This is a genomic window from Kaistella gelatinilytica, assembly GCF_015679325.1.
Classification (GTDB): Bacteria; Bacteroidota; Bacteroidia; order Flavobacteriales; family Weeksellaceae; genus Kaistella; species Kaistella gelatinilytica.
The window spans coordinates 681,624-698,875 of sequence record NZ_JADPVI010000001.1; the positions used below are offsets into that span (position 1 = coordinate 681,624).

Consider the following 17,252-nt stretch of genomic DNA (forward strand, 5'->3'; position numbering starts at 1 on the left):
ATTATTTCCAAAGTCTTTCCAGAAAACTTAATGCATTTTCACTGCTGATCTTACTGGCTTGTTCAGCGCCAAATTGTTTTTCGAAGACCTTATTAATTTCCGGATAGCAACCTGCATTTCCATGTTCCTTAAAATAAAAGGGAATTCTTGATTTGTCTGGATTGTCTTTTGTGAAGAAATAATCAGCGCCATAACATATTGCGTCTTCTGCAACCAAACTAAGTCCGTGCGCAACGTGTTCTTCTAAAGCTTCCACTTTTTCCGGATTCACGAAAGCACGCACAAAATTTAGTCCGATCAATCCTTTTCTGTGAATGATCTCTTTCGCAATATCGTCGGGTAAGTTTCTCGGATGATCAAAAACAGGACGGTAATTGGAATGACTCGCAATAATGGGAACGTTGATATTTTCTTTGGTAATATACTCCAGAATATCGTAAGCCAAAGCGTCGCTCGTGTGGGAAAAATCGATTGCGATCTTTCTGTTGTGTAAATAATCGATCAAAGCTTTTCCGTCATTTTTAAGGCCTGCAGTGGAGTAGTTACCGCCCCCAAATCTGTTTTCAGCATGATGCGTAAAACTGATGTACATGATTGAACCAACATTGTCAATAATTCTTTCCAGATTTGCAAAACCTTCTTTTAGCGGCATGGTTTCATCACAAAAAGCCGAACCACTTTCTACAGAAGCCAGCATTCCAATGTTTTCATTTGTCTGGAAAGTTTCTAAATGCTGTTGTTCAAAACGGTACAGTTCATTTTCTTCTTCATTTAGATTTTTGAAAATTTCACTTTGCTTCAAACCAAATTCATGGCTGTTAGTTTCTACAGGCGCAAAAATCGCCATGATCTGCAGTTTCACATTTCCCTCTTTCAAAAAAGGCACCGCACAACCCATATCTTCCGTGTTATAAATGGAAGAATTTGGACGGGTTAAATAACTAAGTAGATCACAATGAAGATCGATAACTGGTTTTTTCATGATATTTTTATATTGATGACTTAGGAAACTTAGCCGTTAAGAAAATTTTAAATTAATTCGTTAAAAAACCGACAACGGAGGTTCGCCAAAACAAATAAAACGATAATAAATGGTGAGGCAAAATTCCATTGTTCGAAGAGCGGCAAAAATCTTTAATCGTAGAAATAACGTTCTATCCGCTCAAATCTCGTCTCGATGACGAGATAAATAATGGGAGTTTTAGAATTTAATTTCAATTTTTAGGTGAGTTTCGAGTCTTTAAATTTTTGTTTTTTAGTTTCAAGACAAAAGAACAAAAAATAATTTTTATATCATGTTACTCACGCTTAAAAAATTTTTTAATGCAGATAATTCCCGTTAAATAAGGAAAATTGAATCTGCATTTTCACATTTATCGTATCTTCCTAAAAATAAAACATTGGTACGATTTATCCTCATCCTCATTTTGTTCATCCTTTCCCTTGTTAATTTCTTTCCGGTTCCGAGCCATTACGTTTGGTATGTCGGCATCGCGGTCCCCGAATTTCCCTGGATATTCATGCTTTTTTCTTTGGTATTATTGATATGGACTTGGTATTCAAAAAAGTTTCGTACCGTTTCTTTAATAATCGGTGTAATAACATTTATGATTTTAACCTCTCCAATCATTCGCGCTTATAATGTTGGAAATCATTTACCGGAAGATCTGGAAAAATCATTTGGAGTGAAAGATTCTGACATGACTGGGTTTCATCAGAAAAAACCTTTTAGTTTTATTCAAATGTTTACTGGAAATGGCGCAAAAGATATTCCCTTCAAAACCTATCATTATTCAAAAAATGGCGGCGTGGATTTGACTTTAAACTTTACGCCTTCTGCAATTCCGGGTGTTCGTCCCTGTTTAATTGTGGTTCATGGCGGTTCCTGGAAGCAGGGAAATAACAGCGAAATCGCCGCGGCCAATAATTATTTTGCGAATGCCGGTTATCAGGTTGCGACCATCGAGTACCGTTTAGCACCAAAATTTCCCAGTCCGGCGCAACAGGAAGATCTGCATTCTGCTTTTAAATGGCTTCGAAAACATTCGACCGAATTAAAAATTGATACCACCAATTTTGTGATGATGGGTAGATCAGCCGGAGCTTCGATTATTTTGACGATGGGTTACACCGGACATGAAAATGGCGTAAAAGGAATTGCTGCTTTTTATGGCGCCATCAATATGCCGTGGAGCTATAAAAATCCTGACAATCCCTGGATCATGGATTCCAGAAAAGTGGAACGCGACTTTTTAGGTGGCACTCCTGAAGAAGTTCCCGAAAGATATCATGCAGAGTCGCCCCTGTTTCATGTTACTACAAATTCGCCGCCGACGCTTCTTGCACACGGAGTTAATGATGCTCATGTTTGGCATGTACAAAGTGTTGCCATGAGAAATGAACTGAAAAAACATAAAGTAAAAAATTATTTGCTGACCATTCCTTGGGGAACCCATGGTTTTGAGTACAATTTAAATGGTCCCGGCGGACAATTGGCGATGTATGCTGTGGAAAGGTTTTTTAAGTCGGTGACGGAAGTAAAAAAGTAGTTGATCTGTATTGATTATGTTTGAAGGAAAGCGAAAGGTAGAATCTCAAAAATAAATTTTCAACGTAAAAATTTTCTGAATTGCTTGAGATGGCCACTCTGAGTAGAACGCAGTGGAAATTTTAATCTCGATATTGTTTTTAAAAAAATTTTCTTTTCTAAATTTTCTTTCTTGATAAAAAAGAAACAAAAAATCAAGACTGGAAACTCACCTAAAAATTAAAATCTGATCCTAAAACTTCCGAACTTGAGCGGAAAGAAAATTATTTCTTTGATAAAAAATTATTGCCGCTCTTCGAACACCGGAAGTTTCTTAACGGCTCAAATTCCAATTTTCTTAACGGCTCCGTTTCCTGGGTCACCTGCAAATACGAGTTTACTTTTTATAAAAGGATTTTGTCATTCAGAACGAAATGCAGCAAAGCGAAATGCAGTGAAGAATCTCACCTTCAAATTAGCAAATTTTCAAATTACCACATTAGCTCATTCTCAAATTGATATTTATTCTTCATTCTTTTTTCTTGATAAAAAAGAACCAAAAAATCAAGACTGGAAACTCACCTAAAAATTGAAATCTGATCCTAAAACTTCCGAACTTGAGCGGAAAGAAAATTATTTCTTTGATAAAAAATTATTGCCGCTCTTCGAACACCGGAAGTTTCTTAACGGCTCAAATTCCAATTTTCTTAACTGCTCCGTTTCCTGGGTCGCTTCCAAAAACAATTTTATTTTTTAGAAAACGATTTTTTCATTCAGAACGAAATGTAGCAAAACGAAATGCAGTGAAGAATCTCATCTTCAAATCAGCACATTAACTCATCATCACATCAACCCATCAATCTATTGTCAATAAAATCTTCCCAATATGTTCGCTGCTTTCCATAAGGCGATGTGCTTCGGCGGCTTCTGCGAGGGGGAAAGTTTTGTAGATTATTGGATGAATCTGCTTTGAATGGAACATCGGCCAGATATTTTTTTCGACGTCTTTACCGATCTGGGTTTTTACGTCGGCGGTTTGGGGTTTTAGAAAGCTTCCCGTCACCGTGAGATTCTTCGCCATAATGGTGCGTAAATTAATATTCACGTCCATGCTTTTCATACCGTTGATGTAACAAAGTCGGCCTTTTTTATTCAGGATCTCGAGATTCTTTTGGGTGTAATCTCCACCGACCATGTCTAAAATAACGTCAATTTTCTCGTCTTTCCAAACTTCTTCGAAAGCATCTTTTTTGTAGTTGATGACTTTGTCAACGCCCATTTTTTGGAGGAAATCGATCTTGTCTTCACTTCCGGCGGTGGTGTAGGTTTTGCAGCCCCACGCTTTTGCCATTTGCAAACCCATCGTTCCGATGCCGCTGGTTCCGCCGTGGATGAGTAATTTTTCACAAGGTTGAAGTTTGCCCAAATGAAAGACGTTGAACCAAACCGTAAAAACCGTTTCTGGAATTGCCGCAGCGTCGGTTAAACTAATTCCTTCCGGGATAGGAAGACAGTGAGAACTGTCGACCGCCACGTATTCGGCATAACCGCCGTCTGCAATAAGCGCGCAGACTTTATCACCGACTTTTTTATCGGTTACGGCGGAACCGATTTCTGTTATTTCGCCAGAAACTTCTAAGCCGGGAATTAATGTGGTCGGCGAACTTTTGCCGTAAGTGTCGGTATTTTTTCGCGTGATAATATCGCTGCGATTGACTCCGGCAGCTTTTACTTTAATAAGAACCTGGTTTTCTGCCGGTATTGGTTTTGGAGTTTCCAATAATTGTAAAACTTCCGGTCCACCGGATTTTGTGATATGGATTGCTTTCATATTTTTGTTTTAGATGGAGTAGGTGTGATTTTTTTTAACCACAAAAGTCACAAAAGTTTTATTGTGCACTACACTGTTTAAAGTTAATAAAAAACTATTTTAAGCGACATTGGTTTAAGAAAAATAATACTTTTAAAAGTGCACATAAGTTCTGAAAATCAAAGATTTTTAATTTCGTGATTTAATAGAATGCAAGTTTGAAAGAACCGTAATTGTTTTCTTAACATTGATTCTGCATTTTAGTTGCTGCCTTAGTTTTAATTAAGGAACAATGTTATATATTGTACTATCAGTATTTCCAAATATTTCTTGTTGAATACGTTTTGCTAACTCAACCGTTTGTGGGATACTTGTGTTTGTTTTTAGACTTAAATAGGGGATTCTGTCCAATGTTTTTGTTTCAAATTTGATATTGTTTTTTGAAGCAAATCTTTCTAATATTTCTAGGTAAGGAATCTGAATTCTTTTAAGTGCCCTGAATTCTAAATCAAAATTGTGATCATTCTTTACAAAGAAGAGAATGTCGTATCCATTTGCATTGATGCCAATAAAATTAAAATCAGTTTTCCCCTCCAGAACCCTTTGTAGTTCTTCAGCTAACTCTTCCAATTGAATTTTTTTTGCAGTAAACCGATCTCTGCGTTTTTCAGTGCCGGCATTTTTACCAAAGGTTTTGATGCTGTTGATAATGGATTTAAATATATTCATATTTCTTTAGCTTTTTAATTGAACGCTGTTACTTGCTTTTTGCTTTCTGTAATGCAAGACGGAAATCCTTACTTTCTTTTAAAAGTTCTGCCTCTTTACTTTTCTTATCCATTTTAGTGAAAATCTCTCTTCCAGTTTGCTTTATGGAAAATAATTTGGAGTTTTCAAAATAAAATCGACCTGTGTAAACGGATTCGAGTTTTGTGTGATCCGAGCCAGTTACTTGATTTGATTGGTCTTTTAAATCTGCAAATTGATCCTGCTTTTCAAAAACGAAAATTAATTCATCGTCGGAAAAGAAATATTCGCAGGTTTTCATTCCGTAAGAAAGTCCGACACTGTAAATGATTTTTTTTAGTTTTCCATTTTTATAATAACCGGAAAGTTCTTGTCCACCATCAGTGGGTTCGTTTTTTACGTTCACAAAATAGTCGTTATCTAATTTTTTGATCTGATAACTTTTTTCTGTATTGATGGCTTCAACCTTTTTGCGAACAGCAGCAATTCTCTCTGCGGTTTGTCCGAAAAGCAAATTTGTTAAAGTGAGAAATGTTAGAACGAAGAGTTTAGTTTTCATTTTTGTTCGATAAAATGAACAATATTATGGATAATGCTGATCAGTTCAACAAAATAATAAATATTATAAGTATAAATTTTAATTTATAAATTTTTAACTCAGATTTTATCTTGTTCTTATTTTTTTTAAAATTTTGGGGATTTCATCATATGAATTTATCCAAATAGTCTTTATACCAAACGAATTAAAATCGTTTTCTTCAAATGATTCAACAGTTTGAATAAGAGTTTTTACAGTTTCATCAATTTTTAAATTTGCTTGAGATTTTTCTGATAAGAGTTCTTCATTTTGGTCTAATAACATTGATAATGCTTTTTTCAAATCTTCATCCTTATATCTAAGTCTGAAAATATAATGTGATCCTTTTTTCGAAGTTCGCTGCTGATTTGCTATATCTAATAATCGTCTGGTATTAGGATCTGTTAATGAAGTTCCTATAAAAACACAATTATTTTCTCTAAATTTATTAATCTGAACAATATTATTCCAACTATAGATATCATTGTATTGCTGATGGTATATAGTTTCTCCAAAAGTTATCTGATTCGATTTAGTAAGATCACCTGATTCAGGTAGAAAACCATGGACGTGATATATACTTAATTCATCATGATCAACTTCTGTTCCTTTGCCGTATACTGACTTAAATGCAAGATCAAATCCGCTTTTCTTTAGGTTTTCTTCTAAAATATTATCAAAATTATAAGTAATAATACAGTCAAGGTTTGGACTAGTTCCTGCTGCTATACAATAGCGGACTATCTCATCCATTAAAGGTGAGGATATATCTTTTTTTATTTCTTCATATAATACTGTCCGAACTGCATCTTCAAAGGAATTGTCATTTTTAACTTCGAAATACTTTTGAAGATATCTTCCTGCAATTAGAGGACTTGGACTAAATAATTTTGAAAATAGTTTTGAAATTATGTTTGAGGCATCTTTATCCTTTTCAAGAGTGGTAACCATCAATTTTTGCAACATTGTTTCCCATGTTGGCAAACCATATCCCATGGAAACTCCGGCGCCCAATACAAATACTAATTTCCCTTTATTGTAGACTTCTTTGACCTCTTTGATATTTTCAGTAGAATCATAAAGTTTTAAAGATCCTAATGAATTTCTAATATTCTTTAATGTTTCAGAATAATTAAACTTATCACTATTTAACTTTAGAGTAATGCTTTTGATTAAATCCTTCGGAAGAATTGGAACATTTATTCTAGAGTATTGATCAATAAAATCATCAAAATTTATATTAGAGTCTATCTGATTTTTTTTAACTCCAGGTTCTTCAGTTGGAATGTTTTTCTTAGCCATAAGTTTGATTAAAGTATTATTATCAAATGTACAAAATGCCACGATGAAAATTTAAATTATTATAATTTATAGTAAATAATATTTAAAATCTAAAAAACCTCCCCTCATTCTAGCCCCGATGGAAGCGGCATCCTTTTTTGTTTCGCCGACAGGCGGAACAAAAAAGATATAGTGGACAGCGGGACGGGTCTTCGAAAGAGGCGAAATCTTGGTGCTCCTAAAAACAGGAATAATTCCGTAATTTTGTGGCATGAACGTGAATTTAAATCAAGATACTATCTGTGCAATCGCCACGGCAAACGGAGTTGGAGCTATTGGAATTATAAGAATTTCGGGTCCCGAAGCTTTTAAAATTGCAGCTAAAATTTTTGAAGGTAAAAATCTGGAGGAGGTGAAATCGCACACGGTTCATTACGGTTATATCGTGGATAAGAGCCCAAATTTAAGTTTCGAGGTGCGGGATGCGAGTTCCGACATGCAAAATGATGTACTTGAAAATGATGGTTTAAAACCCGAAACTCGAAACCCGAAACCCGAGAACTCCGAAGTGATTGATGAAGTGATGGTTTCGGTTTTTAAAGCGCCAAAAACCTTTACGGCGGAAGATTCTGTGGAAATTTCTTTTCACGGATCGCCACATATTGCGAAGAAAATTCTGGAAGTTTTGGTGAAGAATGGGGCGCGACTGGCGAAAGCCGGGGAATTTACGATGCGTGCTTTTATGAACGGCAGAATTGATCTGGCGCAGGCGGAATCGATTGCTGATTTGATTGCGTCGGAAAATGAGGCGTCGCGGAAAGTGGCTTTGAATCAGTTGAAAGGGGGAATTACGAATGAGATTTCGATTCTGAGAAATGACTTGCTGAATTTTACGTCGCTGATTGAACTGGAACTGGATTTCGGGGAAGAGGATGTGGAATTTGCGGACCGTACCGCCATGAATAAATTGCTGCTCAACCTGCGCCATAAACTGAGCGCTTTGATTGAGAGTTTCCAATACGGAAATGCGCTGAAAAATGGAGTAGAAGTCGCCATTATCGGGAAACCGAACGCCGGGAAATCGACGCTTTTGAATGCTTTGTTGAAAGAGGAAAGAGCCATCGTTTCTGAAATTGCGGGTACGACGCGCGATACGATTGAGGAAGTGATTCATTTGAAGGGAACGGCTTTTCGGTTTGTGGATACGGCCGGACTTCGGGAAACAACGGATGTCATTGAGAAAATTGGTGTAACGAAAGCGAAGGAGAAAATTGCTTCGGCAAAAGTGCTGTTGTATCTCTACGATGAACAGGATTCTACAACGGAAGAAGTGATTGCTTTTGTGAAGGAATTTCACCGCGAGGATTTGAAAATTGTGCTGGTTCATAATAAAGTGGATTTGACCAACGACGAAACTCCAAACGAATTTGACGCTACTCTAAACCTGGAATTGTTTCCGGATTATTGTGATGAATTGTTGAGGATTTCCGCAAAAGATCAGACAGGAATTGAAGCCGTAAAAACGGTTTTGATTGATTACGTGGAGAATTTGAAAGATCAGGAAAGCAATGTGATTATTACGAATCAAAGGCATTTTGATGCGTTACAGAAATCGCTGCAATCTGTTCTTCAGGTGGAGGAAGCGGTGAGTTCCGGGATTCACACCGAATTGTTGGCGTATGAATTGAGAAATGCGCTGGAGCAGTTGGGTGAGATTTCCGGGGAGTTTACGAATGATGAAGTGTTGGGGAATATTTTTTCTAAGTTTTGTATTGGCAAATAAATGGCGCAACCTAAAAAAGTTATGCACAGTTTTCAAATCCGCAAAAGTCTATCTTTAACCGAAGAACATTATTTTCAAAAATTCTATTAATGAATAGAAGATCACCTCAAAATTTTACATGAAGAATAACGACCTCAAATACGATTATATTATTGCTGGTTCTGGTTGCGCTGGATTAAGTTTGCTTTACCGATTGCTTATCGATCCGGTTTTACAAGCAAAAAAAATCCTGGTGATCGATCGGGTTCAGAAAAATGAAAACGATAGAACATGGTGTTTTTGGGAGGAAAGGAAAGGTCTTTTTGAATCGGTGGTTATGCACGAATGGAAATCTTTAATTTTTAAAAATGAAGATTTTACGCGGCAATTTGATCTGGAAAAGTACCGCTACAAAATGATACAGGGAAAAGATTTTTATCAGTTCGTCCTATCTTATGCTGCAGGTTTTGATAATGTGATCTTTAAAAATGAAAATATAAAAGGTATTACTTCAGACGCTCTTGAAGCGACCGTAGAAACGGAGGAGAATATTTACCAGTCTGAATATTTATTCAATTCAACTTCTTTATTTAATCCGAAGATCACGGAAGAAAATTCATTGCTTCAACATTTTACGGGTTGGGTGATTAAAACGAAAGAAGACACGTTTGATTCAAAGGTGGGGACTTTAATGGACTTTACCTTAGATCAGAAACATGGCGCCACCTTCATGTATGTTTTACCAACAAGCTCCACGGAAGCTTTGGTAGAGTACACCTTATTCAGTAAAAGTGTTTTGCCCAAAGAAGAATATCAAGCAGCTTTGACGCATTACATTAAAAATGATCTTCAAATCTCGGATTACGAAATTACGCATACCGAATTTGGAATTATCCCAATGTCTCTGGCGAAGTTTGAGCGGAACAGCGATGTCTTTAATCGCATCATCAACATAGGAACAGCGGGAGGTTATACGAAGGCAAGTAGTGGATATACTTTTCAGTTTGTGCAGAAAAATACTGCGAAAATTATCGAAAATTTACTGCAACAAAAAAATCCCAATCCTGAGAAATCTTTTGATGATAAGCGGTATGAATGGTATGACCGCACTCTGCTGGAAGTTATTCTGTCCGGGAAAATGGAGGGAAAAGATATTTTCTCACTGATGTTTTCAAAACGCTCACCAGAAGATATTTTAAAATTCCTGGGGAATGAAAGTACGATTTGGGATGATCTTAAAATTGTGACCGCGCTGCCAATCGGACCTTTTATGATTTCAGGCTTGAAACAGCTTTAAAAATCTGAACTTAAAAAATAGAGGATGACTTGTTCGGTATCGATTAAATATTACAATCCATTACAAAAGTAAAGCGCGTCTCCTTTTCATCGGAAACAAAAGATAAAGTCCCTCCGTGCGCCTGAGCGATTTGGTCCGCAATGTAAAGTCCTAAACCCAGACCATTATTACTTGGACGATCGGCTTCTCTTTTAAAAGGCGTAAATAGAATAGCCTGCAACGATTCCGGGATCGGCTCTCCTTCATTGGCTACAGAAATTTCCAGTTTATTGGAGGGGTTTCGTGCAGTAAAATATACCGGAGATTGTGGATTACCGTGCGTCAAAGCGTTTGCAAGTAGATTGGAGACGAGTTGCGCAATTCGGTCGGCATCGCAAAAGATCGGGTCTATTAGAGAAAGGTCTGCCTCAATTTGCCGGTCTGGAAATAAGAATTTTAGTTCTGCCATCACGTGCTCCAATACAGGTTTCAGATCAACCTCCCGCGGAGAGATCACAATTCCTTCACCCAGTCGGGTACGCGCAAAATCCATGACATTTCCGATCAATTCATTCATCCGGTAGCTGCTTCGTTTTAAAATTCCGAGCAGATTTTTTTGACGATCATCTTTGACAGACCTTTCCAAAAGACCGACGGTCATGCTGATCGCACCGAGCGGATTCCGCAAGTCATGTCCTAAAACTGCGATGAGTTGTTCTCTTAAAATTACATTTTTTCGTTCGCCTTCCAGTTCTTCTTCCGTGAGGCGTTTTGCATTTTGCAGGTTCTGTTCATATTGAACCCGGTCTGAAGCTTTTAAAAGCGTATAGTAAATGAGTTTTGAACCCTCTTCCTTTGAAGCGGATTCTTTCGCATTGATCAGAATTTTAAGTCTTTTACCTGCTGCACCGCTCAATTCAACCAGGATCTCTTCAAAGTAGCCCTGCATTTTTAAAAGCGGTGAAAGATGGGTTTCAAAATAGATCTTACTTCCAATAGAAAGGAGATCTGAAAACTTTTTTCCTTCTATATTGGCCGGTGAAATTCCCAGCCAGTCAGATACACGTTTATTGCTGCGAATAATTCTGTTCTTCTCATCGGCGATAAGAAATCCGGAGATTGATTCTTCAAAAAACAGATTGGCTTCCTGCTCTTGAAAAGCATTATTTTTATTTTGATCAGACATTATTTTAGGAATGCTTTCATGGCTGCGATGGTTTCTTCCGGCGCACTCAAATTGGGGCAATGTCCGGTTGCTTTCATCATTACCAGTTGACTGTCTTTAATTTTTTTATGCATAAATATACCCACTTCTTCCGGCGCAATTACGTCTTCCGAACATTGTAAGATCAGCGAAGGAATGCTAACTTCGGGAAGAAGATGTCTTTTATCTGAAAAAAATGTTGTTCGCGCAAACTCTTTTGCAATGTCAGGATTGCTACGGCAAAAACTGTTCGACAATTCTTCCGATAATTCTGCGCGCTCTGGATTTGCCATGATCACCGGTGCCATAGTCATTGACCAACCTAAGTGATTATTATCCAGGGATTCCATCAATTCAGTGATCTGTTCCCGCGTAAATCCGCCCACATAATCACCATCGTTGATATACGAAGGTGATGGACTTACCATAATTAAAGATTTAAAAAGATCGGGTGATTGCAAGGAGGCGATCATTCCCATCAGGGAACTCACCGAATGACCTACAAAAATAACTTCATTTAGTTCCATTTCTTCGCAGATATTCACAATATCAGCAGCATATCCTTCCAATTGTGAATATTTATCTGATGAATAAGCCGAAAGATCAGAATTTCCCGCACCTACATGATCGAACAAAATAACCCTGTAATCTTCTTCAAAAGCAGGGGTTACAAAGCGCCACATGTTTTGATCACAACCAAATCCATGCGCAAAAAGCATCACTTGAGTTCCCTTTCCTTTGATCGTAACATTATTTCGTTGAATCGCATTCATAACGGCTAATTTCTGCAGAAAATTAAATTTTAAAGAGTGCAAGATAATTAATTAATATAAATTATATGTACTTTATTTTTAAGGGATAAAATGATCAACTAAAACAATTTAAATCGAAATTGAAAAAGGTTCTGATCTTTTATTTTTACAATGGATAACTACTTATTAGAACTAATTAATTCTTAAAATTTATACCAATCATTTGTATGAAAATCATAAAGGTTTTGTCTAAATTTACAAAAACAAATTGACCATGCTTACATTTGCGGTAAACTCCATTCCTTTAAAAGACGTAATTATCAGTCTGGCGAAATCATTTGATGTGAAATATTATAATGATTGTAACGAATATTATGTAAACGTTCCCAAACACATTGGTGAAGGGCAGATCAGAGGAATTAATTTCGAAAATGGACTGGCTTTAATTACTTATAAAGTTATTTTCAATGAGGATATTCGCTTAGAATTTACACTGGATGAAGTTCATCCTGCCAAATTTATTTACTCGTTACTTGGTCCTTTGTCGCACGAATTTGCAAACGAAAATAAGAAGAATTCGATCGGTGAATTTAGATGCGCAATTGTTGCAAGTGAGCGCAATAACGGTCATATTATTGAATTTGAAAAAGGTATTTTACACGAGGTCATCAGTATAGAGATCGACAGAAAAACATTTAATATTAAAGAAGAATGCGAGATCGAAAAGTGGGATTCTCTACTTCAAAACGTTTTAACAGATATTGAAGGTGAAAAACAATTCTATCATGTTGATAACTGCGGCGTTTATTTTAAAGATATTTTAAGTAAAGTCGATGAATATCCCGATTTTATTCTTGGTCGAAAATTGAATTTGAAATCAATCACTTTACAAATGTTCCTCAATCAGCTCGTACAATTTGATGATGACCGACTGAACGTGAACGACAGAACGATTTTGAGAGTTCAGGAATTAAAAAGGGTTGAAAAAGCAGCATATTTCATCAAAGATAATGTTGCCGCAGAGCTTTCGGTTAAAAATTTATCCAGCCAGACCGGACTGAATCCGAATAAACTGCAAAATGGTTTTAAATATTTATACAATACGACCATCAATGAATTTGTAACAAATGTGCGTTTGGAACAGGCCAATATTCTGCTTCGGAATAAAGAATATAATGTTCGCGATGTCGTAGCAGCAGTAGGTTTGGAAAGTAACAGCTATTTCTCTAAAATTTATAAAAAGAAGTACGGAATTACGCCAAAAAACTACAAGAAAATCTTTACGCAAAACCATTTATAGTAAATTCTCTAAAGGATCTCAGTTAGATTTTGAGAGGATTTTCTCAAGAAGAGCAGTACTTTAAATTAAGAATATCTTCCTTTTATTTGAATTGATTAAGGCAGTTTAAAATTTGATAAACCTATTTTCTGGTTTATGTTTTTGTAAATTTACGCTTACAATAAAATTATAAAGCTTTGACTCACTTTACTCAAAATCAACTGGCAAAATTTATAAGATCAGCTCAAAAAATTGGTGATCGCTCTTTATCTGAAGCCACTAAAGCCGATAAGGTTGATTCTTTTCCAAAAAAAACTTTGAAGAAAATAATTAAATCAAAACTGTTAGAAGCAGCAATCCCTGTAAAGTACGGTGGCCAAAATCTTGGACTTTCCGCAGGGACAAATTTGGCGCTTCTCACTATTTTAAAAAATATTGGCAGTGGTAATTTGGTTATGGGAAGAGTTTTGGAAGGTCACATTAATGCACAAATTTTAATCGATCAGTTTGGTACGAAAAAACAGAAAAAGAGATTTGCAAAAGACGCTTTAAACGGTCATTTATTTGGAGTTTGGAATACTCAAGCAAAAGACGGAACTTTTTTAAAGTTCAAAAAAAATGGAAATTACCACTTGAACGGCGCAAAAACTTTTGCCACAGGTTGCGGTTTTGTTTCCAGACCTCTTATTACCGCTGCACTTCCAGATGGTTCCTGGCAAATGGCCATCGTTAAATTCGATCAAGTGAAATCAGAAATTGATGCAAGTTGGTGGAATCCGATGGGAATGCGGTCGAGCAGAAGTTATAAAATCAATTTTTTCAAAGCAAAAATTCCACAAAATAATTTACTCGGGAAAGCTGGAGATTACTACAGGCAGCCTTGTTTTAGCGGCGGAGCAATTCGTTTTGCAGCAATTCAGTTGGGCGCTGCAGAAAGACTTTTATCGGAAACCATTAAATATTTACAGCAGTTGCAGAGAACAGAAGATCCTTTCCAAAAAACCCGCATCGGTGAAATGACGATCGCTGTTGCAACCGGAAATCTGTGGCTTAAAAATGCCGCAGCCGAACTTGATCTCTATCATGATCATCCCACGGAAAAAAATAGCCAGAAACTTTTATGTATGGCAAACATGATGCGAACTGCCATCGAAAAAATCTGCCTGGAAGTGATGGAACTCTGTGCAAAATCTGTGGGTGCAAGAGGTTTGAACAGTCCTTATCATTTTGAAAGAATTATTCGCGATCTTACCACTTATCTTCGTCAACCTGCTCCGGATGCTGCTTTGGCCGAGGTTGGAAGATACAGTTTGCAAACTAAAAATTTGAATACTGTCTTCTCAAAAAAAATTAAAAAAAATATACTTTAAAAATGGATCATCTTGATTTTGAAAATATTCCGCTTGCGCCGGAACAGTGTGTGACAGGCTTTGGAAATACTTTGATCGTTGCGCCACACGCGGACGACGAAAGTTTGGGTTGCGGTGGTGTCATTGCTCTGCTCCGCAAATATGGACAAAATGTTTATATTTTATTGCTGAGCGACGGAACATTATCGCATCCCAACAGCAAAGAATATCCTGCAGAACGATTGCGTGATATTCGGGAAAATGAATTGGTAAATGCAGCGGCTTTTCTTGGTGTTGAGGCGCAGAATATTATTTTTTGTCGTTTTAAAGATCGAAGTGTCCCTGATCAATCGAGTGAAGGTTTTGATGATGCGCTGAAAAACATCAATAAAATTCTGAGTATTATAAGACCGCAAAGCATTTTTGTTCCCTGGCGACGCGATCCACATCCCGATCATCAGGCGGCTTTTCAATTAATTCAGGCTGCAATAACAGAAAACGCAAAGATCTATGAATACCCAATTTGGTTGGATCAACTGGGAACTGTGGACGATTCGCCCACCAATGAGGAAGCAATGCCTTTTCGATTAAATATAACAAGTGTTCTTGACCAGAAACAGAAAGCAATTGCAGCTCATCTTTCTCAAACAACTTCTTTAATAAGTGACGATCCACATGGTTTTCGAATCTCTGAAGAAATGCTCCATCAATTTAATGTTCCTTACGAAACCTTCTTTATCTCAAAATGATGGCAGAAAAAAAATCTTTAGATTCAGAATATTTTAAGAAAGTATATGAAGCAAACGACGATCCCTGGGATTTTGAAACCAGTGAATACGAATCAAAAAAATATGAGGCAACGCTAGCATCACTTCCAAAAAAAGAATACGAAAATGCACTGGAGATCGGATGTTCAATTGGTGTTCTCACGGAGCTTCTTGCCAAAAGATGTAAACAATTACTGGCGACCGATGTTTCTGACAAAGCTTTAGAACAAGCAAAAAAACGCTGCGCTGATGAGGAAAATGTAACCTTTCAAAAATTAAGTTTTGCAGATGAACTGCCCTCAAATGATTATGATCTGATCATGATCTCAGAAGTTGCCTACTATTTATCACCCTCAGATTGGGAAAGTTCGATAAAAAAACTATACAAAAATTTAGCGGTTCAGGGAAATATTGCACTGATCCACTGGCTGCCAATAGTTCATGATTATCCTCAAACCGGTGACGAAGTTCACCACTCTTTTGCGAGGGTAATGGAAGGAAAGATGAAAAATGTTTTCAGCAGCAGAGCAGAAAATTACCGAATTGATGTCTGGGAAAAATTGGTGATCTCATAATTTTGAAGCAGCGTTTCCAAATCGTTGACTGCCTTATCTATAAAAATCAATGTATCTTTTTTTGTCCATTCGTCTTTTACTATTTTTAAAATTTCAGCATACCAAGCTCCAAAATAAGAATAATTAAAAATGGAAAGGTGAGCGTCGTTTTTAAGGCTCATTTCCGGGAACATTCTATTAAATTCGGATTGAATAGTAAGCTTAGAAATTTCTCTTCTTTCCCAGAGATCCAGTAATTTTTTCTTCAGAAGAAGTCTTTCTAACACAGCTTCAGAAGATTCAACATATACTTTAGCGCCATTCTTGCCGATCATTTTCCATTCGTTGAGTTGGTAAGAAAGTCCAACCTCCGTTCGACCAATGCATCTTGCGGAAGTATGAACGACCACCTTGAAACTGTGCCGAACTTTTGCATCAATGAACTGCAGCTGTTCAAAAAACGCACAGTCTTCTAAATGAGTCACATTCGGTATTCCGCCAGATTTTTCATAACATTCCGTAGTTACCGCAAAACTTCCGTTAAAATGCTGATGATGTTTTGGCGCAGGATCGTGAGGTTCATTTAAAATTTTTGCTTCAAAATCCGCAACCAAAAGCTGGTATTTTTCATCTTTAAAATGGAGCGTTTTTGCAGCGTGATCCAGTTCATTTAATTCTTTCGGCTTGAGTAAGATTCTTCCGCCAACAGCATCTGCACCGCTTTCGATCTCAAAAATATTTTGAGCGATCCAGTCTTTTGCTACAGAAGTATCACCATCTGTCGTCAAGATGATGCCACCACCATTTTTTTGCAGCCGATGAAATGCAGCATCCATCAATATTTTCCGCACGAAGCCGATATTTGCCTGATCTGGTAATAAAGTAACTTCCTCTATATAAATAGTCAGCTCCGGATTTTTCCTTTTGAAATCATTAATAATGGAAACTGAATGGTCAGCACAGTTATTGGCCAAAATTAAGATCTCAAACGTTTTACAATCAAAAAATTCCCCATTTAAAGTTTCCTGGAGTAGAAAAGCATTTAAAGTTTCTAAAATATTGAGTTCTTCATTTTTTACAGGAATCACCACACTATATTTTAGCTCACTCAAAAGAGGAAAATTGAGAAATAGTTGAGTACTTGTACGTTCAGATAAAAATTTCATAAGATTACCGTAATTTTTTTGAAGGATTGTTTTGAAAACCAGTTTTTTATAATGTTTTTGGAATAAAATTTGTTCCAATTTTTTCACTAACCGAAGGTATTGACTTTTCCAAAGATAATTCCCTTAGCGACTGATATAAAACCATATGCATCTATAATAAACTTCATAGGGTTAATTTTTAAGGGACTAATATCTAATTTT

The 17,252-nt window shown here is 36.6% G+C and carries 16 protein-coding genes; 8 read left to right on the forward strand and 8 right to left on the reverse strand.

Features of this window, described 5'->3' with window-relative positions; genetic code table 11:
* Position 1: 1 nt before the first annotated feature.
* Positions 2-982, reverse strand: a complete 981-nt coding sequence (locus IV494_RS02995; protein ID WP_196078679.1) for a dipeptidase — start codon at positions 980-982, stop codon at positions 2-4.
* A 625-nt stretch (positions 983-1,607) separates the two neighbouring features.
* Between IV494_RS02995 and IV494_RS03000 the strand changes: the two genes are divergently transcribed.
* The gene (locus tag IV494_RS03000; RefSeq protein WP_196078680.1) at positions 1,608-2,549 is read left to right on the forward strand and encodes an alpha/beta hydrolase; all 942 of its coding nucleotides are present in this window, start codon (positions 1,608-1,610) and stop codon (positions 2,547-2,549) included.
* A gap of 246 nt (positions 2,550-2,795) precedes the next feature.
* Positions 2,796-3,113: a hypothetical protein gene (locus IV494_RS03005; RefSeq protein WP_196078681.1), complete on the forward strand. Its 318-nt coding sequence runs from the start codon at positions 2,796-2,798 to the stop codon at positions 3,111-3,113.
* Positions 3,114-3,383: 270 nt separating this feature from the next.
* On the opposite strand, the gene IV494_RS03010 is transcribed toward IV494_RS03005, so the two are convergent.
* From IV494_RS03010 to IV494_RS03025, 4 genes are all read right to left on the reverse strand, one after another.
* Positions 3,384-4,358, reverse strand: a complete 975-nt coding sequence (locus tag IV494_RS03010) for an NAD(P)H-quinone oxidoreductase (RefSeq protein WP_196078682.1) — start codon at positions 4,356-4,358, stop codon at positions 3,384-3,386.
* 261 nt (positions 4,359-4,619) lie between these two features.
* Entirely contained in the window at positions 4,620-5,066 is a 447-nt protein-coding gene (locus IV494_RS03015) for a hypothetical protein (protein ID WP_196078683.1), read from the reverse strand.
* Between the two features lie 28 nt (positions 5,067-5,094).
* Positions 5,095-5,643 (reverse strand): hypothetical protein, encoded by a 549-nt coding sequence (locus tag IV494_RS03020; protein WP_196078684.1) that lies wholly within the window; start codon positions 5,641-5,643, stop codon positions 5,095-5,097.
* Between the two features lie 105 nt (positions 5,644-5,748).
* The gene (locus tag IV494_RS03025; RefSeq protein WP_196078685.1) at positions 5,749-6,963 is read right to left on the reverse strand and encodes an SIR2 family protein; all 1,215 of its coding nucleotides are present in this window, start codon (positions 6,961-6,963) and stop codon (positions 5,749-5,751) included.
* 250 nt (positions 6,964-7,213) lie between these two features.
* Here IV494_RS03025 and mnmE point away from each other — a divergent pair, with 250 nt between their 5' ends.
* Both mnmE and IV494_RS03035 read left to right on the forward strand, forming a co-directional pair.
* Entirely contained in the window at positions 7,214-8,725 is a 1,512-nt protein-coding gene (mnmE, locus tag IV494_RS03030) for a tRNA uridine-5-carboxymethylaminomethyl(34) synthesis GTPase MnmE (RefSeq protein WP_196078686.1), read from the forward strand.
* 118 nt (positions 8,726-8,843) lie between these two features.
* On the forward strand, positions 8,844-10,001 hold the full coding sequence (locus IV494_RS03035; protein WP_196078687.1) for a lycopene cyclase family protein: 1,158 nt from the start codon (positions 8,844-8,846) through the stop codon (positions 9,999-10,001).
* Between the two features lie 43 nt (positions 10,002-10,044).
* Here IV494_RS03035 and IV494_RS03040 read toward each other — a convergent pair whose 3' ends face one another.
* Together IV494_RS03040 and IV494_RS03045 are read right to left on the reverse strand one after the other, a co-directional pair.
* Complete coding sequence (locus IV494_RS03040) at positions 10,045-11,166, reverse strand: sensor histidine kinase (protein ID WP_196078688.1); 1,122 nt, start codon at positions 11,164-11,166, stop codon at positions 10,045-10,047.
* Positions 11,166-11,957: an alpha/beta fold hydrolase gene (locus IV494_RS03045; protein ID WP_196078689.1), complete on the reverse strand. Its 792-nt coding sequence runs from the start codon at positions 11,955-11,957 to the stop codon at positions 11,166-11,168. The genes IV494_RS03040 and IV494_RS03045 overlap by 1 nt, the downstream gene beginning before the upstream one ends.
* Positions 11,958-12,210: 253 nt before the next feature.
* Here IV494_RS03045 and IV494_RS03050 point away from each other — a divergent pair, with 253 nt between their 5' ends.
* The 4 genes from IV494_RS03050 to IV494_RS03065 all read left to right on the forward strand — a co-directional run bounded on the left by IV494_RS03050 (position 12,211) and on the right by IV494_RS03065 (position 15,906).
* A complete protein-coding gene (locus IV494_RS03050) occupies positions 12,211-13,236 on the forward strand; it encodes a helix-turn-helix domain-containing protein (protein WP_196078690.1) in 1,026 nt (341 codons plus the stop codon).
* Between the two features lie 176 nt (positions 13,237-13,412).
* On the forward strand, positions 13,413-14,585 hold the full coding sequence (locus tag IV494_RS03055) for an acyl-CoA dehydrogenase family protein (protein ID WP_196078691.1): 1,173 nt from the start codon (positions 13,413-13,415) through the stop codon (positions 14,583-14,585).
* A gap of 2 nt (positions 14,586-14,587) precedes the next feature.
* A complete protein-coding gene (locus IV494_RS03060; RefSeq protein ID WP_196078692.1) occupies positions 14,588-15,313 on the forward strand; it encodes a PIG-L deacetylase family protein in 726 nt (241 codons plus the stop codon).
* A complete protein-coding gene (locus IV494_RS03065) occupies positions 15,313-15,906 on the forward strand; it encodes a class I SAM-dependent DNA methyltransferase (protein ID WP_230379888.1) in 594 nt (197 codons plus the stop codon). The genes IV494_RS03060 and IV494_RS03065 overlap by 1 nt, the downstream gene beginning before the upstream one ends.
* Here the strand turns inward: IV494_RS03065 and IV494_RS03070 are convergent.
* Positions 15,867-17,051 (reverse strand): glycosyltransferase, encoded by a 1,185-nt coding sequence (locus tag IV494_RS03070; protein WP_196078694.1) that lies wholly within the window; start codon positions 17,049-17,051, stop codon positions 15,867-15,869. The genes IV494_RS03065 and IV494_RS03070 overlap by 40 nt on opposite strands.
* Positions 17,052-17,252 lie beyond the last annotated feature (201 nt).

What these genes read in the sequence shown, in the direction of transcription:
- IV494_RS02995 (WP_196078679.1), bottom strand. Translation starts at nt 982, where the DNA reads ATGAAAAAACCAGTTATCGATCTTCATTGTGATCTACTTAGTTATTTA.
- IV494_RS03000 (WP_196078680.1), top strand. Translation starts at nt 1,608, where the DNA reads ATGATTTTAACCTCTCCAATCATTCGCGCTTATAATGTTGGAAATCAT.
- IV494_RS03010 (WP_196078682.1), bottom strand. Translation starts at nt 4,358, where the DNA reads ATGAAAGCAATCCATATCACAAAATCCGGTGGACCGGAAGTTTTACAA.
- IV494_RS03015 (WP_196078683.1), bottom strand. Translation starts at nt 5,066, where the DNA reads ATGAATATATTTAAATCCATTATCAACAGCATCAAAACCTTTGGTAAA.
- IV494_RS03020 (WP_196078684.1), bottom strand. Translation starts at nt 5,643, where the DNA reads ATGAAAACTAAACTCTTCGTTCTAACATTTCTCACTTTAACAAATTTG.
- IV494_RS03025 (WP_196078685.1), bottom strand. Translation starts at nt 6,963, where the DNA reads ATGGCTAAGAAAAACATTCCAACTGAAGAACCTGGAGTTAAAAAAAAT.
- mnmE (WP_196078686.1), top strand. Translation starts at nt 7,214, where the DNA reads ATGAACGTGAATTTAAATCAAGATACTATCTGTGCAATCGCCACGGCA.
- IV494_RS03035 (WP_196078687.1), top strand. Translation starts at nt 8,844, where the DNA reads ATGAAGAATAACGACCTCAAATACGATTATATTATTGCTGGTTCTGGT.
- IV494_RS03040 (WP_196078688.1), bottom strand. Translation starts at nt 11,166, where the DNA reads ATGTCTGATCAAAATAAAAATAATGCTTTTCAAGAGCAGGAAGCCAAT.
- IV494_RS03045 (WP_196078689.1), bottom strand. Translation starts at nt 11,957, where the DNA reads ATGAATGCGATTCAACGAAATAATGTTACGATCAAAGGAAAGGGAACT.
- IV494_RS03050 (WP_196078690.1), top strand. Translation starts at nt 12,211, where the DNA reads ATGCTTACATTTGCGGTAAACTCCATTCCTTTAAAAGACGTAATTATC.
- IV494_RS03060 (WP_196078692.1), top strand. Translation starts at nt 14,588, where the DNA reads ATGGATCATCTTGATTTTGAAAATATTCCGCTTGCGCCGGAACAGTGT.
- IV494_RS03065 (WP_230379888.1), top strand. Translation starts at nt 15,313, where the DNA reads ATGGCAGAAAAAAAATCTTTAGATTCAGAATATTTTAAGAAAGTATAT.
- IV494_RS03070 (WP_196078694.1), bottom strand. Translation starts at nt 17,051, where the DNA reads ATGAAATTTTTATCTGAACGTACAAGTACTCAACTATTTCTCAATTTT.